This window comes from Janthinobacterium sp. Ant5-2-1 (genome assembly GCF_001445815.1).
Taxonomy (GTDB): Bacteria; Pseudomonadota; Gammaproteobacteria; order Burkholderiales; family Burkholderiaceae_D; genus Janthinobacterium; species Janthinobacterium lividum_E.
Genome location: NZ_LNCE01000068.1, coordinates 48,353 through 73,223, shown reverse-complemented (window position 1 = coordinate 73,223; position 24,871 = coordinate 48,353). Strand labels below are relative to the sequence as shown.

Genomic DNA, 24,871 nt, shown 5'->3' with positions numbered 1-24,871 from the left:
GTCGCAGAGAGTGGCTTTTTTTGATTTGTCTACTTTTGATGGTTGAGTATTGGATTTTTCAGAGCGCTCGAGATTTTTCGAACTCACAAGAGGTTTTGAATTATGTATCATTCGCAGGAACTATTGCCTCTATTATCCTGGCCGTGGTGGCGATAATTTATAGTTTTGTTCAAAATGATTCGCAGCAAACTATTTCTGGAATATTGTCTAGGGAACTTGAGAATCTGAAGGATGTAGCGAGTGACTTATCCGGTTCTAACGTTGATCTAAAGAATCACCTTAATCGAGTGGACCAAATTACTGATAAATTGGAAGTGTTGGATAAGGGAATGCTTCAGTCCCAAGGGCAGCTAACAACTATTCATGGTGAGGTAGCTAAACTGACGGCCCTGCAGAGTGGTGCACTATCAATTAAATCTAGCCCTTCTACGGGGAATTCTGGAAATGATAGCTTATCTAAAAAAATTCTAAGGCAATCTACATTTGATGCTGATGTTGCCGCCTATGCACTATACAAATATAATTTGGTTTCAGAAGAATCGCAGCCTGATTATTACGATTTTCTAGCTGATTTTTATGCTAAGAACTCCCTCAAGGCCGCTTCGTATAGGTCCGGTGGAGTAGATATCGCTTTGCGAGAGGTTATTGGTACTGGTAATCAAATATTTATGGTTTTGCGATCTTTAAATTTATTGAGGCTTGATAAGTCGAGTGATGGAAAACCTGATAGACTAATATTGTCGGAAGAACTGATTGCAGCCTTGCCTGAAATTATCGAAGAGATTCGCTCTTCAGAAAATGCTTTTGTTAAAGCTGCCTTGGTGGCCATTGATGAATATGCTGATAAAATAAACAATGGTTGAAAAACTTCTGTAATTTTAGATTGGATTCCTGTCATCGGCGGAGTGAGCTATAGCGTAAGCTAGGGGCAGTTCTGACGTCGGCCACGACTTGGGTATTAGGCGGTATTTTAGGACATGTGACTTGTTCCTTAAAACTTAATGAGATGAATTAGGGAAGGTTGCACTTGCAAGCGCAAGCCGGTTTATGGCGGTGATCTGTGCTCGTAGAGTTTCTCTTCCTACCTGTGTCCAAGCCTGAAGCGGAGTTGATGTTTAGCGACTAGTAGTGTTGATATCAGGGATTCGAAGAGAAGGTCTATGGCCCGGTTCTCTCCGAATTGCCCAACGCCTGTCTCTGCGCGGCACCTTCGCGCCTTGATAGTGCGCGCTTTTGACTCTAATCAGGTTTTTTGCTGAGCGGACTTTTACTGCGTCTTGGGCCGCGGCCTATGTGCGATTGGTAGTCCTGGCTCTTGTCCGTTGGGCATTCGCCGCAGAGTCAAATTTTTTCGATCAAATGTAGCTCCGTCTTATAGCCCATCATCATCAATTGCTCTGCTGTGCCGCGAAGTGCTACTTTGCTGAAGAATGGGATGCTAAGTTTTTTTGTTATAGTATTTTTTTTCTTAAGTATTCCGTATACCACAGTATATTCGGAAGGTGTGATTTTGGCGGCAGTCGGCAGCATGCCGACAAAGCCGCTGCGACAATGAATTTTTTCCCGATCATTCGTAACTTTGCGAACGCCTTGGCGGAAGACGCTATCGTGCATTAATGACTGTGCAGAGACAAGTCCTTGGTTCCACAAGTGGCTGAGTGGGGCGGAAGACTCAGAATCTTTGAGATGAATGAGTTGAAGCGACATGGAAGTTGTCTTGGCCAGGAAGTCGCATGGTTCAAGATTCGAACCCTTTGCACCAGCAGGCGAGACTTTGGTTTGATCAAGACATAGAAGTTCTGGGTACTTTGAGCTGCACAATTCATGGATTAGTGCTCGTTCGTTTTTCGCCGTTGACGATAGAAGAAATGCTGGCTTGAGCAGACTAAGATAGAACTGCTCTACGTTTTTATAGTAAATGTCATCAATTTTATACCAGAGTCCGTCAAATAGGACGTATGTTGCCACTCCATACACAGTTTCGAATACAAAGCAATCGTATAACTTCATGCTGTTGAAAGGCTGATTCGGATCAGAACTTACCGCACGTATTTCGTGGCTACTGCGAATTTCCGCCATGCTTTTGAATTTTGAGAACAAACCTTTTTTTAGTTCGCTAACATAGTCTTCAATAGCGAGCGTGGTGAACTCGCCTTTTTTTCGCGGTAAATTGGCGCCAATATAGCTCAACTCTGGTATTAGATCGGCCGATAGTATGTCTGGCACTGCTAAGTGTAGATCCGAAGGATTGCCAGCGACCACTCCACAGAGTTCTACGAAAAGTAAATTGTCTAGAGTATCGAGCAATGGTCCCTTATGCACAGGTCTAACCTGGTCAATGAATTTGTAGTCTTTTTCATAATCCTTTGCATCATATAATTTTAGTAATCTGGCACAAAAAACGGGTAAGCTAGATATCGCCATTTTTCGACGTACTTTCAGTGCGTCTTTGCCAGACATGGCTTTGGCTAGCGCAGCATCGTTCGGAATTCCCGAAGCTAATCGAAGAAGATCGCGATTGGTATCCAGACCAAAGTCGGCTAAGTCGCTCTCGCGACTTGCTTGGGTATTGCGCTGAATGACTGTGGCGTCTAGGCTGGCGCTGTTCATTTCACGCAACTTATCGCGCGCTACACAGTTAAGCACAACGCGCATTCCAAACTGCCGTTCCATGCGGTCGGTTTCGATAGCGTGGTGCCCTTGTCCGAAGCACACGGCGAATAACCGTTTCCCTCCGGTCGGACCTGCCTCGATTAAAAGTACTGCCGATGAATGCTGACCGCTAAGTTCAACGGTGAGTCCAGGAGCACTCGGTTCCAGAAACTTTGCCCAGTCCGGTGCCGTGGCCTTCGTAGTGTCGTAGAGTAGGGTACCGTAGAGACATGAATAGGGGGCAAGTCCATGTCCCGCCTTTAACGCATCGGGTAGTTTTACTCCATCGTGCATCAGTCTAATTGACAATTCTACGGTCGATTCATGATGCACGCTAGTTGTGGTTACTAGTGCTAGTTTTGGAAGAGTTGCTGAGGTTGCCATTTTATCTTTCCTGCGAGGTCGTTTTTTGGTAATGCAGGGATCCGAGCGCGCAGCCTCGATATGATAAAACACGCTGTATTGTTGAAATAAATCAAATTCAATATTGATGGTGTATTTATGTGCTAATAATGTCAACTAATATTTTATTTTTAACGTATCCACGATTGTGTTCTAGGAGTTTCGTCTAGTTTGGTCTGCATATTTGCTACAAGTCCATTTGCTGTTTGCAACGAAAAGCAGCCTCGCGGATGCAAAAAAAAAGGTACGTCGCGGCTAAATGTGGAAACACTCCGACGGATGCCTTCAGTAGTTCCAACGGAGCATTGATGCGACGGACATCGAGAGCCCATCGCCATCCGAGGTAATTGGAGAGATAGTGTGGTAACCCCCCCCCCCCAGAAAATGACCGTGTTTAGAGGGCCGGGGCCAAGTCCGCCATTCAGACACCTGCTGATACATTGATCACTGCAGAAGCCAGCTTAGTCAGAACCATAGACGCACGCCCTCAGCGCGCGAGGCTGCCCGCGCCGCTGGCTACAATTGTCGATTCGAAGAGGGCCTGTAGGTGCGACCCTGCGACTCCCCTGATAGGCTATGAATCCATGCCGACAAAGACCTAAAGGCTTCTACGGCATACAAAGCATCAATCCGTGTCCAAATGGCAGACCTGACCCTGCGTCGCTGCGTTGGTATCGACGGTATTGCCATCCGGTGCCGCGCCGCCGGATACCGGTCGATCTTACTCCGCACAAAGCGTCTTATACATGCTGCTAACCCCACCTACAAACCTGCCGTCTGCCGGTAGCGCAGACGCAAAAAAGCCCGCCGAAGCGGGCTCTGTCACTCTACAGCCAATCCAAAAGCTCAGAACTGGTTCATCGTATTGTCTTTGCCCGCCGCCTTCAGCGCCGCTTCGCCGCTGAAGTAATCCTTGTGATCGTCGCCGATGTCCGAGCCGGACATGTTTTGATGTTTCACGCAGGCGATGCCCTGGCGGATTTCCTTGCGCTGCACGCCGGCCACGTAGCCCAGCATGCCCTGGTCGCCGAAGTATTCCTTGGCCAGGTTGTCTGTCGACAAGGCTGCCGTGTGATAGGTCGGCAGGGTGATCAGGTGGTGGAAGATGCCGGCTTCGCGGGCCGAGTCGGCCTGGAAGGTGCGGATCTTCTCGTCGGCGGCGATCGCCAGTTCCGTCTGGTCGTATTCCACGCTCATCAGCTGGGCGCGGTCGTAGGCGGACACGTCCTTGCCTGCCGCTTTCATGCCGTCGAAGATTTGCTGGCGGAAGTTTAGGGTCCAGTTGAACGATGGGCTGTTGTTGTACACCAGTTTGGCGTTCGGGATGACCTTGCGGATTTCGCTGACCATGCCGCCGATTTGCGCGATATGCGGTTTTTCCGTTTCGATCCACAGCAGGTCGGCGCCGTTTTGCAAGGAGGTGATGCAGTCGAGCACGCAACGCTCTTCGCCGGAACCGGCGCGGAACTGGAACAGGTTGCTCGGCAGGCGTTTAGGACGCAGCAGCTTGCCTTCGCGCTTGATGATGACGTCGCCATTGCCCAGCGCGTCGGCCGACACTTCTTCGCAGTCGAGGAAGGAGTTGTATTGGTCGCCCAGGTCGCCTGGTTCATTGGTGACGGCGATCTGCTTGGTCAGGCCGGCGCCCAGCGAATCGGTGCGGGCGACGATGATGCCGTCGTCCACGCCCAGTTCCAGGAAGGCGTAGCGGATGGCGCGGATCTTGGCCAGGAAGTCTTCGTGCGGCACCGTGACTTTACCGTCCTGGTGCCCACATTGTTTCTCGTCGGACACCTGGTTTTCGATCTGGATGCAGCAGGCGCCCGCTTCAATGAACTGTTTTGCCAGCAAATAGGTTGCTTCGGCATTGCCGAAACCGGCGTCGATGTCGGCGATGATGGGCACGACGTGGGTGACGTGGCCGTCGATCTTGGCCTGGATGGCTTGTTTTTCGGCACCTTGCGCCGCGTCCAGCTGGCGGAACAGGCCGCCCAGTTCGCGGGCATCGGCCTGACGCAGGAAGGTGTACAGCTCACGGATCAAGCTGGTGACGGCGGTTTTTTCATGCATCGACTGGTCTGGCAGCGGACCGAACTCGGAGCGCAGCGCGGCAACCATCCAGCCGGACAGGTAGAGGTAGCGGCGGTCGGTGCTGTTGAAGTGCTTCTTGATCGAGATCATCTTCTGTTGACCGATGAAACCGTGCCAGCAGCCGAGCGATTGGGTGTACTTGGATGGGTCCGCATCGTAGGCGGCCATGTCGTTGCGCATGATCTTCGCCGTGTACTTGGCGATGTCCAGGCCCGTCTTGAATTTGTTCTGGGCGCGCATGCGGGCGGCGGACTCGGGATTGATGGCGTTCCAGGCGCTACCTTGTTGGTCTTTCAAACCGGCAACAGCCTTGATGTCGTCTTGATATTGGGACATGTGTATCTCCTAAAGAAAAACTAAGTTTGAGAAAATCGTCGAGTGCGCCGCTGTGTCGATGCGAACTGCATGACTAAATAGTAGGCTTATCCATGTCGATGTTCAAGTCTTATATAAGACATATAACTTAAATTTATTCCTTGTTTTTCAATGGCTTAATTATGTATTTTCATGATATGAAATGAATTTTCAAAAAGTGAGAGGATTTGTGGCTGAGTCTGCTGTCTGAAATTCCGCGATGTGAAACGCCTTTTCAGATTTTGGTGCAGCGCGACAAATCGGGGCGAAAAAAAGCCACCCGAAGGTGGCGCAAGCTTGTGCATGTCTGCATGGAATGGGCGGGAAGCCTTGCGGGGAGCGCTATTCCAGCGTGACTGTCGTGTGCCGGCAACAGTCTGGCGGGCATGATGGTGCGCCAGCGCAGGTCAGGGGCGGGACAGTGCATCGATCACGTCCGCAGCTGTCACCACTTGCGCATACTCGCCATGCAAATTGGCCAGCGCCATCGCATGCACCTCGTCCGCCGTTCTCGGCGTGCCCGCATAATCGACTTGCGCAAATGCAAAACACGCATCGGCGACGACATGCGTCGCAAAGCCCAGATTGCCCGCCGTGCGTGCGCTCGACTCCACGGAATTGTTGGTGCTGACGCCCACGATGACGAGCTTGCTGATGCTGCGCACGCGCAGCCAGCGTTCCAGTCCCGAGTGTATGAACGCATCGGGCACATTTTTCTCCACGACATGCTCTTCCTGCAAAGGCGCCAGCGCTGGCTGAAATTCTACGCCGGGCTGGCCGGGCCAGAAGGGCGAGCCTGGCGTTCTGGAAATGTGGCGCACATGAACGACGGTGGCGTGCGCCGCGCGCCAGGCTTGCAGCAGGGTGGCAATCTGGTGTTCCGCAGCGGGATTGTTGCGGCTTCCGGCAGCGGGGCTGGCCATGCCTTGTTGCATGTCGATGATGATCAGTGCGGGATGGTGGGCATGCATGTTGGTAGCCTGGAATGGATGGCAGGCGCACTTGGCGCCTGCCTGGGGAATAGTGCCGGAGTGATTGCCGCAGGGGAGCGGATCTAGCGTCCCACGGTCTGCCGCTGATCCTTGATGAACAGCGCCGTCAGCATGCCAACCACGCACACGCCGATCACGTAATAGGCGGGACCGAGCACGTTGTTCTTCAACATCAGGGTCACGACCACGGGCGTCAGGCCGCCGAAAATCGCATACGACAAGTTATAGGAAAACGACAGCCCGGAGAAGCGCACCTGGGCCGGGAACGCTTGCACCAGCACGTAGGGCACGGCGCCGACGACGCCGACGAACAGGCCCGTCATCGCGTACAGGGGCAGCAGCAGGTCGGGGCGGGTGCCGACGGTGGTGTAGAAGATATACGTACTGATGGCCAGCAGCACGGAGCCGACGAAGATCACGCGCTTGCCGCCCAGGCGGTCGGCCAGCATGCCGGCGATGATGCAGCCGAAGGCCAGGCACAGCGTTGCCACGGTATTGGCGACCAGGGTGGTGCGCGGCGCGATGTGGTGGATCTTTTGCAGCAGGGCAGGCGTCATGAGGATGACGACGACGATGCCGGCCGACAGCATCCACGTCAGCAGCATCGACACGACGACGGCGCCTCGGTGGCTGCGCAGCACGGATTTCAAGGGCATTTCCGTGGCCAGCGCCTTGCGCTGCTGCATTTCCGCAAACACGGGCGTTTCATGCAGCCAGCGGCGCAGATACATGGCGCCGAAACCGAAGATGCCGCCCAGCAGGAATGGATAGCGCCAGGCGCCATCGGTGATTTCCGCAGGCGTGTAGACGGTGTTCAGGCCCGTCGCGACGAGCGAACCGAGCAGGATGCCGACCGTCAGGCCCGCCGTCAGCACTCCGCAGGCAAAGCCCGTGAAACGGCTCGGTACGTGTTCGGACACAAACACCCAGGCGCCCGGCACTTCGCCACCCACGGCCGCGCCCTGGAAGATGCGCATCAACAGCAGCAGGAGCGGAGCGGCCAGGCCGATGGTGGCATACGTCGGCAGCAGACCGATCAGCAATGTCGGCACGGCCATCATCAGGATGGAGAGAGTAAACATGCGCTTGCGGCCGAGCAAGTCGCCGAAGTGGGCCATGACAATGCCGCCCAGCGGACGCACGACGTAGCCGGCGGCAAAGATGCCGAAGGTTTGCAGCAAGCGCAGCCATTCCGGCATTTCCGGCGGGAAGAACAACTGGCCGATGGCGTTGGCAAAGAAGACGAAGATGATGAAATCGTAGAATTCCAGCGCGCCACCGAGGGCGGCCAGCGACAGGGTTTTGTAGTCTTGTTTAGTGAGGGGGCGGCTTGCGGCGTTGATTGCGGCGGTGTTGGAAGTAGGCATGTGTCTCGTTCTTGTGTGTTATCGGAGATTGCCAGAGCTAGCATACGCATTTCCGCTGTATGAGTAAACGCGGTGCGTATGGCGAGCAGCCTCAGCTGTGCTTAATACAACGCCGCTATCATCAGCGTTGACTTCATTGGAAAGGATACTGCATGAACATCATGATCGTGGGCGCCAGCCGGGGCTTGGGACGCGCGCTGGTCGACGGTTTGCTCGCTGACGGGCATGCCGTCATCGGCGTATCACGCCAGCAACCTGCCGACTTGCCCGCTGGCCAGGGCACGCAGCTGCAATGGATTGCGGCGGACCTGGCAGCCCCTGCCGAGGCCGTCGAACGCATCGCGCACGAAGCGCCGGCCGCGCTGGACACCGTGATCTACAACCTGGGCGTGTGGGAAGAAAAGGCCTTCAGCGACGAGTATGCTTTCCTCGGCGATGCGGACGACGCCATCGTCGACATGGTCAATACCAACATCACGGCGACGATATTGCTGCTCAAGCGCCTCGTGCCCCGCTTGCTGGCCAGCAGCAAGCCGCAGCTGATACTCACGGGGTCTACCTCTGGCCTGCGCCAGAGCGGCCGCCCGGAGGTGACGTTCAGCGCGTCGAAATTCGCGCTGAACGGCATCGCCGACGCCTTGCGCGAAGGTTTCCGCGAACAGGGGCTGGCCGTGACGGCGCTGCAGCTGGGTTACCTGAATACCTACGATGGCTTGTCCGTGCCGCTGGCGGAGGCCGCCGCGCGGGGCGAAGGCGAGCTGATCCCTGTGCATGACGTTGTCGCCGTCGTGCGCATGCTGCTGAGCCTGTCGAATGCCTCGTTCGTGCGCGAACTGGTGATGCCGGCGCTGCGCGACGAGCGCTTTTAGGTTTTACGCGTCTGCGTCGTAGACTTCAGGCAAACACTCGGCGCACGCAGCGCGCATAGCCGTCAAACTCGCGCGCATTCTGGTAGCTGACGCCCGTGTCAAAATCCTTGCACCACGCTTCGTCTTCGATGTCGCCCGGCTCGCACGACCAGTACCAGTTGGGACGGAACGCGTCTTTCAAGGTCGCATACAGCAAGGTCTGCTCGCGCCGATCCGGCAGGCTGTGGCCGAGGCTGGCAGCCCAGGCCGATGCGGCTTGCCACGTCTGACATTCCAGTTCGAACTCGCCTGGCTGCAGCAGCAAGTGGTAATCGGGCGCGCCATCCGTGCCAAGAATCAGCCCGGCATAGCGTTCGCCCTGCTGCAGGGGAATGGGCGCAGCGGCCGATGGCGCCACGTCGACCCGGCGCACGGCGCAGGCGCGGCCTGAATAGGTCTTGCGAAAGTTGTACTGGGTGCCGTTATCGAAATCGTGGCTCCAGGCCATGCGGGGCAGGATGGCGTCCGCTTCCGACGACCAGTACCATGCATCCGGGAAGGCGTGGGGCAAGTTTGCGTGCAGCAAGGCCAGTTCGCTGCGCGTCGGCAGACAGGCGCCGCGCGCCGCGGCCCAGTCGAGTGCGGCTTGCCAGGACAGGGCGTCCGCTTCGCCGGGCAGCAGGAACAGCTGGTAGCTGGCGCCGCCATCGTGGCCAGGCATGACGCCGGCATAGCGCTCGCCCGCGATGGCGCCCTCGGTCTTATGCCGGGCGTGCATAGGCAAACATATGTTGTACATACTCGGCCTTGCCAAGTGGCACGCCGTTATGGCGCAGGATGTTGTAGGCCGTCACCAGATGAAAATAGAATTGCGGCGTGGCCCAGTTCACCGCGTATTCCTGGCCCGTCATGTCGAAGGTCAAGCCGCCGGCCAGGGTGATCGACACTTGCCGCTCTGCGCCAGCGTCGATGTCTGCACGGTCCGCCGAGGCGAGTATCGCCAGGGTATCTTCGATCAGCGCTTTGGCTTCTCGCATGTTGGCGGGCGTGGCGAACTGGGGCAACGCTTGCCGCGTCAGCCGGCACACGGCTTCCTGTGCCTGGGTGCAGGTAAATTCCACCTGGCGCGCCAAGGTGTGCATGTCGGGCGCCAGGCGCGCGTCGAGCAGGTTTTGCGGATCGAAACCCAGTGCCTGGGCGCGCTCTTCGCCTTTTGCTAATAGCGTCGTCAGGGAGCGCAGCATCTGTGCAAAGCAGGGGATGGTGATGGCGTAGACCGACATGGAGTTCCTCAAGCAGTTATGCTGACAAAGAGTAGAAAGGCGCGCGGGATCTTGCATAAAACGGCGCGAAGCTTAGCATGCGGCCATGGGCTCAGGCGCCTAGATTTAAAAGGTCCGCTTTCCAGCGTTCAAATGGGGGGGCATGGAATGAATAATTGCGATGTGGCTGTCATTATGAATTGTGTCGTCTGTAATTTATAATGATGAAAAATTTCTTTCGACGAAAAAGAATCATTATTTTTCTCGCATTTATCAATTTGGCTGCCAGCGTTGACTCATCGTTACAATTTAAAGTTGGCCGATGGTTTCAATGCGGTTGTTTTTCCTTGCCTGGAATGGCGAATGAAAAACGGCACTGGAATTAGAATATTTTTCTGCTGTTCAAATCAGTTGTTGCCTATCATATTTTTTAGTTATCGTGAATAATTCGGGTCGAGTGAAATGTCATTAACCTGATCGGAATATCACGTGAATAGTAGAATTTTATTTTGTACGCTGGTTTTTGCTGCTTTGTCGGCCTGTGGTGGCGGGAGTAATGACACGGCGGACAATGGCGGCGCAGTGACGCCACCCGTTACTCCCCCCGTTACCGTGGTTAATACGCAGCCAGTCGCGCAAGCTGGGCCAGCCCAGAGTGTGGTGGTTGGCAGCGTCGTGACCCTGGACGCGAGTACCAGTTCCGACGCCAATGGCGATGCCTTGACCTACAAATGGGTCATGAGCTCTAAACCCGTCTCCAGCGCCGCCGTCCTGGATTCCTTATCCGCCGTGAAACCGACTTTCACCGCTGATGTGGCTGGCACTTACGTAGCCACCTTGCAGGTCAGCGATGGCAAGATCAGTAGCGAGCTGTCTTCGGTCACGATTACCGTGTCGGTAGCCAATGCCCCGCCGGTCGCTCACGCAGGCCTTGCAATGACCGTCGTTGTGAACATGGGCATCATGTTGGACGGTAGCGAAAGCAGCGATGCGAATGGCGATAGCCTGACTTATCAATGGACCCTGGTATCAAAACCGGCCGGCAGTATTGCGCAGCTGGCGGACGTTAACTCGGCTCGCCCGTTCCTGCGTGCGGATGTGCCTGGTGCGTACGAGGCGAGCCTGGTGGTCAACGACGGCAAGGTCGCTAGTGTGCCAGCTTTCGTGACGACGACGGCGGTTGCCGCCAATGCCCCACCACTGGCGAATGCGGGCGTGGTGCAGAACGTCCTCAAAGGGAGTACCGTCATTCTCGACGGCAGCGCAAGTTCCGATGCGAATGGCGATACCCTGACATACTACTGGACCTTGACTTCCCGTCCGCCCATGAGTACTGCCACGCTGTCGTCCACCACTCTGGTGAAGCCCTCATTTATCGCGGACAGGGCTGGTACGTATGTCGCCACCTTGCGTGTGGACGATGGAAAGGTAACGAGCAATCCAATGAACGTCACGATAACGGCGACGTCCACGAATGCCGCCCCGGTGGCGAATGCCGGCGTGAATCTGCATGTAAGGGCCGGCGCGGATATCGTGACCCTCGATGGCAGGGGAAGTTCGGATGCGGACGGCGACAATCTCAGTTATAAGTGGACCTTCATCTCCGTGCCTGCAAATAGCATGTTGCAACCATTTCCTGGCGCATGGGACCGCAGCCAGGCAGTCAGCAGCTTTTGGGCGAATGTACCGGGAACCTATGTCGTCAGCCTTGTCGTCAATGACGGTACGGTCGACAGTGCACCATCGACCGCCACCATTATTGCCACTGCCGGCTTGAACAATGCGCCGCCGATGTCCAATGCGGGCATAGACCAGGTTGTCTCTCCGGGAACGACCGTGCGTTTGACGGGACTTGGCAGTGGAGATATAGAACGTGATGTCTTGACATATCGATGGCAATTGAAGAGCAAGCCTACTGGCAGCACGGCCGTGCTGTCATCGCTGACTGCCGCGCAGCCGACATTTGTCGCGGATATGGCCGGTGATTATGTCGCGACATTAATCGTCAACGATGGCTCGGTGAATAGTAGCGAAGATAATGTCACGGTGACGGCGACGCCGAATCTGCTCAATTTGTACCAAGTGCAAGACAATGGGACTGGTCCGGTTGAAACGAAGGCCGGTTTGCCTTACATCACCAATGTGACGGTACAGAAATCGTGCTCAGGTTCGTGTGCTCCCAACTTTACGGTCGATACCTTCAAGGTGGCCGCTGCAGGGATGAGCTTCATGATTACCAACGTGACGGCCGTCGATAGTACGGGCCGTGTCGTTCCAGCCATAGTCGGTTTGGTGTCGGGTCAGGTCATTCCTGCCGGCAGCAGCGTCACCTTCTCGCTGGTGTCGCCCAAGACGAATGGCGCAACTGCCAAACTGACGTACAAGTTCTTTGTGGCGGAAACGGGCCAGTCTTTCGTTTATAACGCAGACTTCACATCAAACTAAGTGATGTAATATGGCGAACGCGGGGCTTCGGTCCCGCATTCGCCAGCCCTTCTTGTCTGTGTTCCCATGCCCACCTGGACTTCCCCACCCCAACTCGTCGCCCTGGCCGCCTTTTATGCACAGGCGCAAGCCCATCCTGAAACGTTCAGTGATGCTGTCTTCCTGGACACCGTGAAAAATGCCCACTGGCCCACCAACTGCTGGAATTATGTGGAAGCGTCGTTCGCCATCATCGCGCCCGCCTGTCTGCTGCGTCGGCATTTGACCGCCGAGCTGATCGCCTTCCCCATCGACGCCATGATTGCGGGCGGCCTGGAAGATGCGGGGCAGGTCATCGCAATCGGCCTGGACTGCGCCACGCGCGACGCGCCGTATGTGAAGCCGAGCGAGGAGGGCAGGCGCTGGCTGACGCAGGTGTGGCCGGGCTTGGGGGAGATGGCCGGGGCCGTGTTCCGGGCCAGGCTGCAAGCGGCGTTGGCCAATGAAGATTAATGTAAATATAAATTGACAGGAATGCAAATGATTGCAGGAAATTTCTTCCCTTCCGACTATAAAACTTTTCCTTTCAAACAAGGAGATCTGCTGCTTTCCCAAGGCGAGGACGGCAAGCTCTCTGTTTCCAAGGTATTGACGATCGATGCGATCGAAGTCGGGCGCGGCGAGGCGATTTACATGGGTGGCAAGGACATCGTGGCAACGGAGGACGATTACCTGCTGATCATCGGCTGTGCGTACGGCGAATACGAGTTCGACACGGCCGAGGAGGCGCAGGCCGCTGCGCTGGACGGCAGCTGGACGGTCCGTATTGGCCACGCTCCGAATCGCAGTCCGGGCGCGGCGGCGGGGCAGTCATTGATTGGCCATGAACCCGTTCATGAAAGCGAGCTGGAGGGCTACCATCTGTGGAGGGAAGCGTTTGATGCGGGCGAGGCTGGCGTGTTCTGACTTCAGCGTGGCCTGTTGTGCGGTGGATACTTCTTCTTGACCGGGGAAAGTGGTTTACGTTAGGTTATACGTAACTACTTACATATATACTGGCTAACATGTCCTCCACCTTGCAAACCTACGGCTCGCTGATGCTGGCCAGCCGACTGCGCCGTCTTTCCGATCAACTGTATGCCGGCGTCGATACCAGCTATCTGGCGGCCGGCGTCGAACTGACGTCGCGCTGTTTCCCTTTGTTATTGCTGCTGCGCGACAACGGCCCCACGTCAATCACGGTCCTGGCCGCGCAGATCGGGCAGACGCATCCGGTGGTGGTGCAGCTGGGACGCAAGCTGCTCGATGCCGGCGTGGTGGCGGAAATGCCGGACGCCAAGGACGAGCGGCGGCGCCTGCTGGCGCTGTCCGACGCCGGGCTAGCCTTGCTGCGCGAGATGGCACCGCTGTGGGACGACGTGCGCGCGGCCGTCGATATGGTGTTCGAGCAGGGCACGCCGCAACTGATGGCCAGCCTGGACCGGGCCGAAGCGCGCTTGCAGGCGCGAGGTTTCGGCGAGACGATCGCCGCCTGCCGGCACCAGCGCGAGCGGGCCGCCGTGGAGATCATCGATTACGCGGCGCCCTATGCTGCCGACTTCAAGCGCCTGAATATCGAATGGCTGGAACGTTATTTCTATGTCGAGGCGCTCGATGACAAGGTGCTGTCCGATCCGCAAAGCTCGATCCTCGACGCTGGCGGGCAGATTTTCCTCGCGCGCCTCGATGGCAAGATCGTCGGCACCTGCGCGCTGATCCGCGCCGATGACGCCAGCATCGAGCTGTCGAAGATGGCCGTCACACCCGAATGCCAGGGCCTGGGCATCGCGCGCCGACTGATCGAACGGGCTTTCGATGCCTTCGAGGCCACCGGCGCGCGACTGCTGTTCCTGGAGTCGAACAGCAAGCTGGCGCTCGCCATCCGCCTGTATGAAAGCAGCGGTTTTACCCACGTGGCGCGGCCGGCCGGCGACGCCCATTACCAGCGCGCCGACGTCTACATGGAGTGGCAGGGCAGGTAGCGCACGCCAGGGCGCCACGCGGCGCTCCCCATCGGCCGTCTCCCGCGTTACAATACGCGCACCCATAACGGAACCACGGTTCCACTATCGAGAGACGCCGACGCCGCATGCCTTCCTTTCCGATGCCCTTCCCGCAAATGATCGTTCCCCCCGAGCCCACCCAGGCGCGCAGCAAGCAGGCGTTCGAGCGCCTGCTGCAGGTCGGTGAACAGTTGCTCGCGGAAAACCGTTTCGATGAAATCGGCGTGGCCGACCTGGCGAAACTGGCGGAAACGTCGGTGGGCACGTTTTACCGTCTGCTGGGCGACAAGGACACTTTGAGCCGTTTGCTGCTGCAGCGCTTTTTTTCCGACATGGTGGAAAAGGTCGAAACCCTGACGGAGCTGCGCCAGTGGGAAGGGCGAAGCCTGGAAGAGTTCATTCGCGCCATGGTGGCCATGTTCGTGGCCGTGAATGGCGGGCGCAGCGGCGTCTTGCGGGCCTTGATCACGCGGGCGTCGCAGGATGCGCAATTTCGCGACAGGGTGCACCAGATCAATCATTTGATCTCGCAACGCACTGTGGCCGTGCTGGCCAGCAAGTCATCGAGCATCCGCCACCCGAACCCGACACAGGCGATGATGGTGGTGCCGCCCGTGCTGCTGGGCATCCTGAACCAGCACACCCTGACGGGCTCGCTGTCCTTTTTGTCGGGCGCGGCGCTCGAGGATGAACTGGTGCGTGTTGCTTTAAATTACCTGACTTGAACTATTTAGCGATTTAACTTGAAATCGGAATTCGGATTCCGTATTATGTTTTCCAACAGCAGGAAAACATATTCCTGCACCTGAACACAAAGCATGTTCAACAGCAAGGAGACAGAATGCGGCGTCACACGACATCCGATGTTCCATTGCATTACCTCGACCTGGGTCTCGGAACTGAGACGGGGCAGGGCGAGCCCGCGCAGTCAGAGCCCGTTTTTCTGTTGCACGGCCTCGGTTCCTGCGCCGAAGACTGGCGCCCGCAGATCGACGCCCTCGGCAGCACCTATCGCCTGATCGTGCCTGACCTGCGCGGCCATGGCGCCAGTCCCGCGCCCAACGGCGACTGGCAGATCGGCGACTTCGCCAACGACCTTTTCAACCTGATGGACCAGCTCGATGTGCCGCGCGCGCACATCGTCGGCTTTTCCCTGGGCGGCATGGTGGGCCTGGAAATGGCCAACCGCGCACCGGGCAGGGTGGCCAGTTTGTGCCTGATCAATTCCCAGCCGTTCCAAGGCAGCAAACCGGCCTCGCTGCTGTTTGCCTACTGGCTGCGCCGCACCGTGATCGCCACCTTCGGCCTGAAAACCATGGGCAAGATCATCGGCAAGAAGCTGTTTCCCGATCCTGCCCAGCAGGCGCTCGTCGAGCGCTTCGCCACGCAGATGGCGGGCATGGACAAGCGCGCCTATCTGGCCGCGCTGGACGCCATTTTCCACTGGGATATTGACATTCACTTCCAGACCCTGGCCATGCCCGTCTTCATCATGGCGGCCGACCAGGATTACACGCCCGTCGCCAGCAAGCGGGCCTTTGCCGCACAGTTTCAGCAGTGCGAGATCGAGATCATCGCGAACTCGCGCCACGCCACGCCTCTGGACCAGGCGCAGCGTGTGAATACCTTGTTGCAGTCCTTCCTTACCATAAATTCAAAATAAACAGGCCACTCGCCGCACGGGCCGAGGGCCGGGAAACAGTCATCGCAGGGCAGGTGCTCGCATTGCGCGCGCGGGTACCGTTACGTCTTGCGATCCTGGCATCCGGCCGTCTTCCCTGGCGGTAAGCAAGCCTGACATTGGAGACGCTATGAAACTTGCTTTGAAATTGATGCCCGCCGCCCTTGCCGTTGCCGGCGCCTTTGCCACTCATGCGCAGGCGCAGGATGGCAGCCCGGCCACCGCCGCCACTGCCCAGGAAGCCAGCGAGGCGAAAGAGCGCATGGAAACCGTGACGGTCTCTGCCCGCCGCCGCGACGAGCGCCTGCAGGACGTGCCGCTGGCCGTCACGGCGTTTTCCGCCAAGGCCCTGGAACGGGCGAATATCCAGAACCTGGCCGACTTGCAGGAGCGCGTGCCGAACCTGACCGTGTACGCGTCGCGCGGCACGAATACGACATTGACGGCCTTCATTCGCGGCGTGGGCCAGGCCGACCCCGTTTGGGGCGTTGACCCGGGTGTGGGCATTTATTTTGACGACGTCTATATGGCCAGGCCGCAAGGCGCGCTGCTCGACGTGTTCGACGTGCAGCGCATCGAAGTGCTGCGCGGCCCGCAAGGCACCTTATATGGCAAGAACACCATCGGCGGCGCCATCAAGTACATCTCGCGTCCGCTGGCGAAGGAAAACGGCGGCTCGGCGGAAGTGGGCATCGGCAACTACAATCAGCGCAATTTCAAGGCCGCCTTCAATCTGGCCAACGAGAGCGGCACCTGGCGCGCGCGCCTGGCCGCCGCCAAGCTGGACCGCGACGGTTTCGGCCGCAACACCTTCAATGGCGAACAGGTCAGCGACCAGGACAGCACGGCCGCGCGCCTGTCCGTCGGCTATTTCCCACAGGATATTCCTCTCACCGTCGTGCTGAGCCTGGACGCCACGGATGACAAATCGGGCGTGCGCGGCTTCCAGCGCATGGGCGTGAGCGCGTTCGACCCGCTCAAGCGGCCGGCCAGCACGGATGCGTACGATATCCAGAGCGGCATGCCTGGCAACAACTTCACGCACAACCGGGGTGGCTCGCTGGTGGCCAACTACACCTTGTTGAACGACTGGTCCGTGAAAGTGATCGGCGCCAAGCGGCGCAGCACGTCCGAGCAAACCATCGACTTCGACGGCTTGCCGCAGCCGATTGCCGACGTGTTTGGCGACTCGCGCGACGAGCAGAAGAGCCTGGAATTGCAGGCCTCATACAGCGGCGACTACGGCGCCGGCGTGATCGGCCTGTACCGCTTCGAAGGCACGGCCGGCGGCGGCATCTACAACAACTTCCTGGGGCGTCAGTTCACGGCCGCCGTCAGCACGGTGGAGACGGACAGCACGGCGCTGTACACGGACTGGACCTGGCCGCTGGGCAAGGTCTGGAGCATCAATGCGGGCTTGCGCCACACGCGCGAGGAAAAGCGCGCCATCGTGCTCAACCGCGCCTTTGCTGACGTGGGCTTTACGCGGCCCATCCAGACGGCGGCCGATTTCGACAAGTCGCTATCCGTCAGCAATACCTCGCCGAAATTGTCCGTGCGTTATGAAGCGTCGAAGACGACGAATTTCTACAGCAACCTGTCGCGCGGTTTCAAGTCGGGCGGCTACAACGTGCGCGCCAACAACCTGGTGGTGCCCGATTCGGCGCGGCCGTACAAGGATGAAAAACTCGACGCGCTGGAGGTGGGTATGAAATATGCGGCGCCGGATGACACGTTCGACGCCAACGTGGCCTTGTTCTACAACCGTTACAAGGATATCCAGTTGTCCGTGTTTACCAGCTACGTGCAGCCGGGCGGCGTGCCGGGCTTCTATGGCGACTTCACGAATGCGGGCAAGGCCACCGTGAAAGGCGCCGAGTTCGAATTCTCGTGGCGGCCCAACCGCCAGTGGGAAGTCAACGGTTTCCTCGCCCTGCTCAATGCCAGCTATGACGAGTTCATGAGCGGCGGCAAGAACATCGCGGACACGCAAAAGTTCAGCAACACGCCAGCCCGCCAAGTGGGCTTGAACCTGACGCGCACGGACCGCGACGTCTTCGGCGGCGCCTTGCGCAGCATGGTCGGCTATGGCTACCGCAGCAAGGTCTACCCGACCACGGACTTGAGCGAAACCCTGGCACAGGGCGGCTACAGCATCTGGACGGCTGGCGTCGTGTGGGAAGCGCCGAAGAACTGGACCTTCAGCTTGCACGGCAGCAACCTGGGTAATAAACGCTATCGCACGGATGGCTACAACATTCCGGCCGTGTTCATTCTCGACGGTTTCTATGGTCCGCCGCGCCAGATCATCGCCAAGGTTGGCTACAAGTTCTAAAAGGTTGTTGAAGTGCCAGTCTGGTTAGCGCCAGGCTGGTTTGTTGTCGCTGTTTTCGTCCTTAATAACAATCAGGAGACTGGCATGGCACATCTGCATCACCAACTGCGTCACTTCGTATCCGCACTCATCGCCGCCTGCGGCTTGCTGGCCGCGCTGCCGGCTGCCGCCGGGCAGTGGGACTTCGGCCTGTATGCGAGCCTGTGGGGATCGCGCGAATACCAGGTCTGGCTACCGAGCAATTACAACGCCAACACGCCGCTGCCCGTCGTGCTGATGCTGCACGGCTGTGGTTCCGAGCCCAACAGCATGGCCGCCGTCAGCCGCTACAACCAGCTGGCCGACAGCGAAAACTTCATCGTCGTTTATCCGCGCCAGAACGTCACGGCCAACCCCATGCGCTGCTGGAATTTCATGTTGCCGCTGAACCAGGAGCGGGGCACGGGCGAGCCGGCCGTGCTGATGGGCATCTTGAACAAGGTCAAGAACCAATATGCGGTGCAGGATAGCCGCGTGTATGTGACGGGTATCTCGGCGGGCGGCGCCATGGCTTCCATCATGGCCGCCTGTTATTCGGACGTGTTCGCCGCCGTGATGGTGCATTCGGGCGGCATGTACAAGGGCGCCACCGGCCTGGTCACGGCCGCCGATTCCCTCTTCAATGGCAGTTCGTTCGACCCGAAAGTACGCGGCAAGGATGCGTGGCGCTGCTCCGGCTCGCCGCGCCGCCTGATGCCGACGATGGTATTCCACGGCACGTCCGACATCGTCGTCAATCCCGTCAATGGCGAGCAAACCATCGAGCAATTCCTGCAGACCAGCGATTATGGCGACGATGGCCTCGACAATGACAGCGTGCGCTACCGTGCCGACAGCATCGTGCGCCAGACGGTGCCTTACGGCCGCAGCTACTCCATCGACACGTACCTGCGCAACGGCGCCGTCATCGCGCAAAAGTACACGGTCGAAGGCATGAACCATGCGTGGAGCGGCGGCCCTCCCGGCTGGCCCTTCAGCGATGAACTGGGCCCGGACGCCACCGTAATCAGCTGGAATTTCTTCAAGAATTACCAGCGCTGATGGCGTGAGGAATGCAGCTTGGATAATGGGCGCTGCGATGGCGCCCCATGGTGCTGCTCACGGTCCGCCCTGCTGGCCAAGCGGCAAAGGTTGATGGATGTATTGGGAACCTTGGCGGGTTCTTACTAAATATCAAGTATTTCACTGTCATCCCATGGCATTGTCGGTTCTCCAGCTTGACTAGAGGCAAGTGTGAACGAGGAGAACGCCATGGACAGTGACGAGTCGATATCGGATGCCCAGCGTCCCTTGCGCCTGCGCCTGGGTGTTTCGCCCAAGGTGCCGGCAGGCGTGCTGATACCGCAGCGCATTGCCGGCAGAGAGGCCATCTGTGGCGGCGTCGAGTACCGCGTGCTGTGCGTCTCGACGCATGCCGACTTGCCGCTGAGCAGTTTGATTGCCTTGCCCGCCGCGCTCGATATCGTCACTGACCAGGGGCAGCTGCGTAGTATCTGCGGCATCGTCACGCAAGCGAGCGCCGGTGATAGTGACGGTGCGCTGGCCAGCTACCAGCTGGTGCTGACGGACGCCTTCGCCATCATGGAAAAACGCTGCAATACGCGCGTCTTCCGGCGCCTGACGGATATCGAGATCGTCAAGACCTTGCTCGATGAATGGATACGCAGCAATACCGTGCTGGCACACGCCTTCCAGTATGCGTTTGCCGATTTCTTCGAGGCGCAAGCATATCCGCAGCGCGAGTTTGTCATGCAGCACAATGAGTCCGATGCTGCCTTTGTACGGCGCCTGCTCAAGCGCAGCGGTGTCGCCTGGTTTTTCCGTGCGGAGGGAGACACGGATGCACATGCCGAGCCGGCGCATACCCTGGTGTTGTTCAACCACGCGGATGGTTTGCGAAAAAACATGGCGGACACCGTGCGCTATCACGCGGACCGCGCGACGGAAGAACGCGACACGCTCACCTCGTGGAGCGAAGTGCGCAAGCTGCAGGCGGGCAAGGTGACGCGCCATAGCTGGAATGAAGAACACCCGCGCGCGCGGCCGTTCATGACTGCCGATGCATTAGGCCAGGGCTTGCAAGGCATGCATGGCAATGCCATTGCCGCCACCCTCGATGATTACCGCGTGCTGCCGCCGCGCGCGGGCATGGATCATGAGGCGTTGTGCCAGCTTGGCATGCTGGCCATGCAGCAGCACGATTACGAAAGCCATTGCTTTCACGCCGAAGGCAGCGTACGCGACCTGTGTCCGGGCGAATACTTCACTTTGGCCGAGCACCCCGACATCGACGCCTTGCCAGCGGCCGAGCGCGATTTTGTCGTCACGTCGCTGCAGGTGGCGGCGCAAAATAATTTACCCAGGGAGCTAGCCGCCAGGGTGGCACGCCTGTTTGCGCGCAACCGTTGGCTGGACGATGAGGGCGTGCAGAAGCAGCGCGATCTGGCGGCCGAGGTGGACGGTGGAGCCTTGCGCATGCGTATTGAAGTGGCTGTCGTGCGGCGCGGCGTGCCCATCATTCCAGCCTATGACACGCGCACCGACCTGCCGCCAGTGACCGTGCAAAGCGTCGTGGTGGTGGGGCCTGCCAATGAGGAAGTCCATTGCGATGCGATGGGCCGGGTCAAGGTGCGCTTTCCAGCCACGCGCAAGGCGGACCACGAGCATGCCGGCGGCACGGGCGCCTCCGACACCGATGCCGATTCGGCCTGGGTAAGAGTCGCGTCGAGTTGGGCGGGAAACGGTCCCGGCAGCATGCAACAATGCGGCTACCTGGGGTTACCGCGCGTGGGCAGCGAAGTCTTGCTGGCTTTCCTCGGTGGCGACCCGGACCGGCCCATTATCGTGGGGCAGCTGTACAACCATAGCGCGCAGCCAGTTGCCTTGAGCAAGGCTGGCGACTTGCCGGGCAACCGTTATTTGTCCGGTATCAAGAGCCGCGAGATCAAGGGCTCGCGTGGCAATCAGTTGCGCTTTGATGATGTCCATGGACAAATCAATGTCCAGCTTGCCAGCGATCATGGTTCCACCCAGCTCAACCTGGGCTGGCTGACGCAGGACCGGCGCAATGGCCAAGGCACAGCGCGGGGCGAAGGCGCCGAACTGCGCACCGACGAGCAGTTGGCCATGCGGGCGGGCAAGGGCATGCTGATCTCGGCCTGGAAGCGCCTGAACGGCGACGGCGGGCACATGGCGCGCAGCGAATATCTGGGCCTGATGGAAAACTGCCTGGAACTGTTTCGCTCGCTGGGCAGCTATGCCGCGACGCATCAGGCACTGGAGCAGGAAGACCAGGCGCAGCAGGAATTGCAGCACAGCTTGAAAGGCTGGGAAGGCGGCAGCAATACGGAACCCCGTGCCGAATCGGGCGGTGCGGCGGCGATCACCGTGACGGCGCCTGCCGGCATCAGCTTTGCCAGCTCGAAAGCTATCGTCAGCTATGCCGTCAGCAATATCGATACGGTGGCGCAGCAGCACCTGCAAGCGGTGGCCGGCCAGCGCTACAGCGTGAACGCAGGCAAGGGCATCTCGCTGTTTTCTCATGCCGACGGCATCCGCGCCATCGCGCACCATGGCAAGTTCCTGCTGCAAAGCCAGCATGACGACATGGAGCTCAATGCGGGGAAAAACCTGAAGCTGACGGCCAGCGACGGCAAGTTGACGGGGATGGCCGATGAAATCGTGTTGATTTCCAAGCACGGCGCATTCATCCGCATCGCCGATGGCATTACCTTTGGCAGCAAGTCGCCGCTGAACTTCCATGCACCCAACTTTGTGTTCCATGACCCGCAGAGCATGGAGGTGCAATTGCCAAGCTTTGCCGAGGGCAAGGCCGATCAGCAGTTTATCTTTCAATATGAGGGCGATGACAGTCCCGCTGATGGCGTGCCGCCAGCACCGCAACTGGCGCCGCAGGCGCACTTTGCCGTGAAGCTGGGCGACGGCTCGTCGGCAGATGGACGCAGTGATGGAGGCGGCAAGACGGATGTGCTGGAGCGCGCAGCGATGCACCTGGCCGCCATCGAAGTGTTCAACAACAAGGATTGATGACGCCAGGAGCGTGCGATGGGCAGCTATCCGAAAATACCGTACGTCGTCGGCGAGGATGTGGCGATCCTGCATTGCGAACGCAGCGTGTGCAAGAAGGTCAAGATACGCCGCAACCTGCCAGGCAATATCATCGTCATCCATGGCGTCAACGACGTGGGTGTCAGCTACAAAGCGGTGGAAGACGGCTTGTGCACCGGTTTGGCCGCCAGGCTGGGACGGCCATTTACGCCGGCCACCTACCGCATGCCCGTGGCGGCGGACAAGGACAAGTTGGAAGATGATCCCGACGCCGTCTTCTTCAAGCGCACGATCACCAAGGATACCAACAGCCCCGTGATTCCGTTTTACTGGGGCTACCGTGAAGTGGCAGTGAAATGCAAAACCATCAACGGCCAGTTCGTCGACCGCTACGGCAATCGCCTGGACAAGGATCTGTCCAAGGAAGGAGGTCCTTTCGGCAACGCCACCAGCAGCTTGCCCGACATGTGGCGTCCGGGTATCTTTGCGCCTGGCGATCCCATGGGAGATGCTTTGCGGCCACTGAAGACGGCGCCCGGGCGCATGTACATGGTATTGGCGGCCCAGCGATTGGCTGCGCTCATTTCCATGATCCGCGATTACGATGCGGATGATACCGTCAGCATCGTTGCGCACAGCCAGGGCTGTCTGCTGTCGCTGCTGGCGCAAGCCATGCTGATGGAAAAGGGGCTGGCACCGGCCGATAATCTGATACTCACGCATCCGCCGTACAGCCTGGTGGACAGTCTGCCTCTGTTGATGCGAGGAGCCGCCTGGTTCGATGGCGGCGAGGATGCGGCGATGAAGCCCTATTACCATTTGCTCAGTGGTGCGCAGACTCTGGGTGCGCGCCTGAAGACTTTGGTGAATATCGTGGCCGGTGTGGCGAAAGGCAACGGCCAGGCTTGCCAGCCGCAGTTTGCCAACTTGAAAAAGGATGAGCATCGCGGCATGGTCGGCAGCCGCTGGCAGAGCGCTGACGACCGCGACAACCGCCGCAAGGTTTATCTATATTTCTGCCCTGAAGACATGACGGTGGCACTGGATAACATCCAGGGCATAGGCTGGGATGGCGTGCCCGATTATGCATCGGGAAGCGAATTGGTGGAAGAGGAGGAGACTCTCAGCCTTGATGGGGTTAGCGTTTCCTCCGGCCATACCAAGATGGTGGAGCGCTCACAGGTACGTGGCGCGCTGGCGGAACTGGGTGGCAGATTTTATCAGCGGGTATTCAGCAACAAGACCAGGCTGGATCCGGCCACTGGAAAGACCACGATGTCGTTGGTAGGCAAGCCGCCGCCATTTGATTTTCCACTGCGCCTCATGACAGAAAACGAACAGGCACACGTCGATGTTTCATTACGAAAATACCGTGCACAACATAAAGCAGTGGCCTGGCCTATCAATACCAGATTGAGCAAGACGGAACAGCGTAATGGCATACGCACCATCAATGGCGAGGCGTTGAAACAGCCGGTGCCGGCTGATTTGCGCGGCACTTCGCAAATCGATCCGCTCAATATTCCAAAAACCTCGATGATGCGAAACCGCAAACCTGAAGATCAGGGACCTACGGAAGAAGTCGATCCCTGCGATGCGTCAGTGGCGCTTACCAGTGGAAGCGGCCTGCACACAAGCGCCGAGGATCGCCCTGATCCGGCCGGCTATCGCCGCTTCCCAGAGCGCGACGAAGCCATACGCGGGGCCGAACTGGTCTTGATGACGACAGCCTATAACAAGGAAAAGAAACTCGATGGCAAAGGGCCGCTCGATCAACGCAAGGTCATTGCCGCCACCCGCTACACGGAAGGAAATGTCTTGGCAACCATCGAGGAAAGCCCGAATGAGGCGCGGTTGCGCTGGCAACGTGAGGTCAGTGCCAAGTCCTTCCACAGTTCGATTATCGGAAGCGCTAAAAATCACAGCCAGGTAACTGCGTATGACGTGGCGATTGGCAGCGGCAAGGCTAGTTCTGATCCGCAGTTCTATGCGTATTTATGTGCTGTGGCGGATTGGCGGGTGAAGATATCGTACGAAAGTGGGAAGCGACGGCCAGGAATCCTTTTATGGCCGGAGTTTCTTGAGACTTTTCGTATGTATTTTGATACGGAAGATAGTTGGAGAAAAAATGTAATCAAAGGGAACATATCTTATTACAACTCAGGTGTTTTACCCGCTGATCTACCGTTGCTGACCGGGTCTTTGTGGAAAATCGTCATATCAGAGACCAAAAGCGGCAAAAGGACCTCTGACATCAAGCAGTCGAAAACTTGAATGACTTTGGATTTTTATGGTTTTCTGCTCGCTCTGCGAT

General features: G+C 58.0%; 18 protein-coding genes. 12 read left to right on the top strand and 6 right to left on the bottom strand.

Annotation, left to right across the window (positions count from 1 at the left end):
* Positions 1 to 863 (top strand): hypothetical protein (locus ASN89_RS29070; RefSeq protein WP_161911790.1); only part of this gene is annotated, 863 nt, incomplete at its 5' end.
* A 478-nt stretch (positions 864 to 1,341) separates the two neighbouring features.
* Here the strand turns inward: ASN89_RS29070 and ASN89_RS21250 are convergent.
* The 4 genes from ASN89_RS21250 to ASN89_RS21235 all read right to left on the bottom strand — a co-directional run bounded on the left by ASN89_RS21250 (position 1,342) and on the right by ASN89_RS21235 (position 7,858).
* On the bottom strand, positions 1,342 to 3,171 hold the full coding sequence (locus ASN89_RS21250) for a DUF6119 family protein (RefSeq protein WP_152988642.1): 1,830 nt from the start codon (positions 3,169 to 3,171) through the stop codon (positions 1,342 to 1,344).
* A gap of 729 nt (positions 3,172 to 3,900) precedes the next feature.
* Entirely contained in the window at positions 3,901 to 5,481 is a 1,581-nt protein-coding gene (locus ASN89_RS21245; protein WP_034760061.1) for an isocitrate lyase, read from the bottom strand.
* Positions 5,482 to 5,906: 425 nt separating this feature from the next.
* Positions 5,907 to 6,470 carry a cysteine hydrolase family protein gene (locus tag ASN89_RS21240; RefSeq protein WP_058050670.1) on the bottom strand — a complete coding sequence of 188 codons (564 nt, stop codon included), beginning with the start codon at positions 6,468 to 6,470 and terminating at the stop codon, positions 5,907 to 5,909.
* 83 nt (positions 6,471 to 6,553) lie between these two features.
* On the bottom strand, positions 6,554 to 7,858 hold the full coding sequence (locus ASN89_RS21235; RefSeq protein WP_058050669.1) for an MFS transporter: 1,305 nt from the start codon (positions 7,856 to 7,858) through the stop codon (positions 6,554 to 6,556).
* A 152-nt stretch (positions 7,859 to 8,010) separates the two neighbouring features.
* Between ASN89_RS21235 and ASN89_RS21230 the strand changes: the two genes are divergently transcribed.
* Entirely contained in the window at positions 8,011 to 8,727 is a 717-nt protein-coding gene (locus ASN89_RS21230) for an SDR family oxidoreductase (protein ID WP_058050668.1), read from the top strand.
* A 25-nt stretch (positions 8,728 to 8,752) separates the two neighbouring features.
* On the opposite strand, the gene ASN89_RS21225 is transcribed toward ASN89_RS21230, so the two are convergent.
* Together ASN89_RS21225 and ASN89_RS21220 are read right to left on the bottom strand one after the other, a co-directional pair.
* Positions 8,753 to 9,484, bottom strand: a complete 732-nt coding sequence (locus ASN89_RS21225; protein ID WP_058050667.1) for a DUF1566 domain-containing protein — start codon at positions 9,482 to 9,484, stop codon at positions 8,753 to 8,755.
* On the bottom strand, positions 9,468 to 9,989 hold the full coding sequence (locus ASN89_RS21220) for a DUF1993 family protein (protein WP_058050666.1): 522 nt from the start codon (positions 9,987 to 9,989) through the stop codon (positions 9,468 to 9,470). Before ASN89_RS21220 ends, ASN89_RS21225 begins: the two co-directional genes overlap by 17 nt.
* A gap of 468 nt (positions 9,990 to 10,457) precedes the next feature.
* Between ASN89_RS21220 and ASN89_RS21215 the strand changes: the two genes are divergently transcribed.
* The 10 genes from ASN89_RS21215 (at position 10,458) to ASN89_RS21170 (ending at position 24,831) form a co-directional block, all read left to right on the top strand.
* Positions 10,458 to 12,413: a PKD domain-containing protein gene (locus tag ASN89_RS21215; protein WP_152988641.1), complete on the top strand. Its 1,956-nt coding sequence runs from the start codon at positions 10,458 to 10,460 to the stop codon at positions 12,411 to 12,413.
* A 66-nt stretch (positions 12,414 to 12,479) separates the two neighbouring features.
* Positions 12,480 to 12,905: a hypothetical protein gene (locus ASN89_RS21210; protein WP_058050664.1), complete on the top strand. Its 426-nt coding sequence runs from the start codon at positions 12,480 to 12,482 to the stop codon at positions 12,903 to 12,905.
* Positions 12,906 to 12,932: 27 nt separating this feature from the next.
* Positions 12,933 to 13,358, top strand: a complete 426-nt coding sequence (locus ASN89_RS21205) for a hypothetical protein (protein ID WP_235502034.1) — start codon at positions 12,933 to 12,935, stop codon at positions 13,356 to 13,358.
* A gap of 98 nt (positions 13,359 to 13,456) precedes the next feature.
* Complete coding sequence (locus ASN89_RS21200; protein ID WP_058050662.1) at positions 13,457 to 14,413, top strand: bifunctional helix-turn-helix transcriptional regulator/GNAT family N-acetyltransferase; 957 nt, start codon at positions 13,457 to 13,459, stop codon at positions 14,411 to 14,413.
* Positions 14,414 to 14,520: 107 nt separating this feature from the next.
* Positions 14,521 to 15,159 (top strand): TetR/AcrR family transcriptional regulator, encoded by a 639-nt coding sequence (locus ASN89_RS21195; protein ID WP_035825265.1) that lies wholly within the window; start codon positions 14,521 to 14,523, stop codon positions 15,157 to 15,159.
* Positions 15,160 to 15,275: 116 nt separating this feature from the next.
* Positions 15,276 to 16,097 carry an alpha/beta fold hydrolase gene (locus ASN89_RS21190; protein ID WP_082127850.1) on the top strand — a complete coding sequence of 274 codons (822 nt, stop codon included), beginning with the start codon at positions 15,276 to 15,278 and terminating at the stop codon, positions 16,095 to 16,097.
* 148 nt (positions 16,098 to 16,245) lie between these two features.
* Positions 16,246 to 18,450, top strand: coding sequence for a TonB-dependent receptor (locus tag ASN89_RS21185; RefSeq protein WP_200969099.1), 2,205 nt, complete (start codon positions 16,246 to 16,248; stop codon positions 18,448 to 18,450).
* An 84-nt stretch (positions 18,451 to 18,534) separates the two neighbouring features.
* A complete protein-coding gene (locus tag ASN89_RS21180) occupies positions 18,535 to 19,530 on the top strand; it encodes an alpha/beta hydrolase family esterase (protein WP_058050661.1) in 996 nt (331 codons plus the stop codon).
* A gap of 210 nt (positions 19,531 to 19,740) precedes the next feature.
* Positions 19,741 to 22,536: a type VI secretion system Vgr family protein gene (locus ASN89_RS21175; RefSeq protein WP_058050660.1), complete on the top strand. Its 2,796-nt coding sequence runs from the start codon at positions 19,741 to 19,743 to the stop codon at positions 22,534 to 22,536.
* 18 nt (positions 22,537 to 22,554) lie between these two features.
* Complete coding sequence (locus tag ASN89_RS21170) at positions 22,555 to 24,831, top strand: effector protein Tle3 domain-containing protein (protein WP_058050659.1); 2,277 nt, start codon at positions 22,555 to 22,557, stop codon at positions 24,829 to 24,831.
* Positions 24,832 to 24,871: the final 40 nt, after the last annotated feature.

Coding starts and splice junctions, on each gene's coding strand:
- ASN89_RS21170 (WP_058050659.1), top strand. CDS start 22,555: ATGGGCAGCTATCCGAAAATACCGTACGTCGTCGGCGAGGATGTGGCG.
- ASN89_RS21230 (WP_058050668.1), top strand. CDS start 8,011: ATGAACATCATGATCGTGGGCGCCAGCCGGGGCTTGGGACGCGCGCTG.
- ASN89_RS21200 (WP_058050662.1), top strand. CDS start 13,457: ATGTCCTCCACCTTGCAAACCTACGGCTCGCTGATGCTGGCCAGCCGA.
- ASN89_RS21225 (WP_058050667.1), bottom strand. CDS start 9,484: ATGCACGCCCGGCATAAGACCGAGGGCGCCATCGCGGGCGAGCGCTAT.
- ASN89_RS21245 (WP_034760061.1), bottom strand. CDS start 5,481: ATGTCCCAATATCAAGACGACATCAAGGCTGTTGCCGGTTTGAAAGAC.
- ASN89_RS21240 (WP_058050670.1), bottom strand. CDS start 6,470: ATGCATGCCCACCATCCCGCACTGATCATCATCGACATGCAACAAGGC.
- ASN89_RS21220 (WP_058050666.1), bottom strand. CDS start 9,989: ATGTCGGTCTACGCCATCACCATCCCCTGCTTTGCACAGATGCTGCGC.
- ASN89_RS21175 (WP_058050660.1), top strand. CDS start 19,741: ATGGACAGTGACGAGTCGATATCGGATGCCCAGCGTCCCTTGCGCCTG.
- ASN89_RS21210 (WP_058050664.1), top strand. CDS start 12,480: ATGCCCACCTGGACTTCCCCACCCCAACTCGTCGCCCTGGCCGCCTTT.
- ASN89_RS21235 (WP_058050669.1), bottom strand. CDS start 7,858: ATGCCTACTTCCAACACCGCCGCAATCAACGCCGCAAGCCGCCCCCTC.
- ASN89_RS21195 (WP_035825265.1), top strand. CDS start 14,521: ATGCCTTCCTTTCCGATGCCCTTCCCGCAAATGATCGTTCCCCCCGAG.
- ASN89_RS21180 (WP_058050661.1), top strand. CDS start 18,535: ATGGCACATCTGCATCACCAACTGCGTCACTTCGTATCCGCACTCATC.
- ASN89_RS21190 (WP_082127850.1), top strand. CDS start 15,276: ATGCGGCGTCACACGACATCCGATGTTCCATTGCATTACCTCGACCTG.
- ASN89_RS21185 (WP_200969099.1), top strand. CDS start 16,246: ATGAAACTTGCTTTGAAATTGATGCCCGCCGCCCTTGCCGTTGCCGGC.
- ASN89_RS21205 (WP_235502034.1), top strand. CDS start 12,933: ATGATTGCAGGAAATTTCTTCCCTTCCGACTATAAAACTTTTCCTTTC.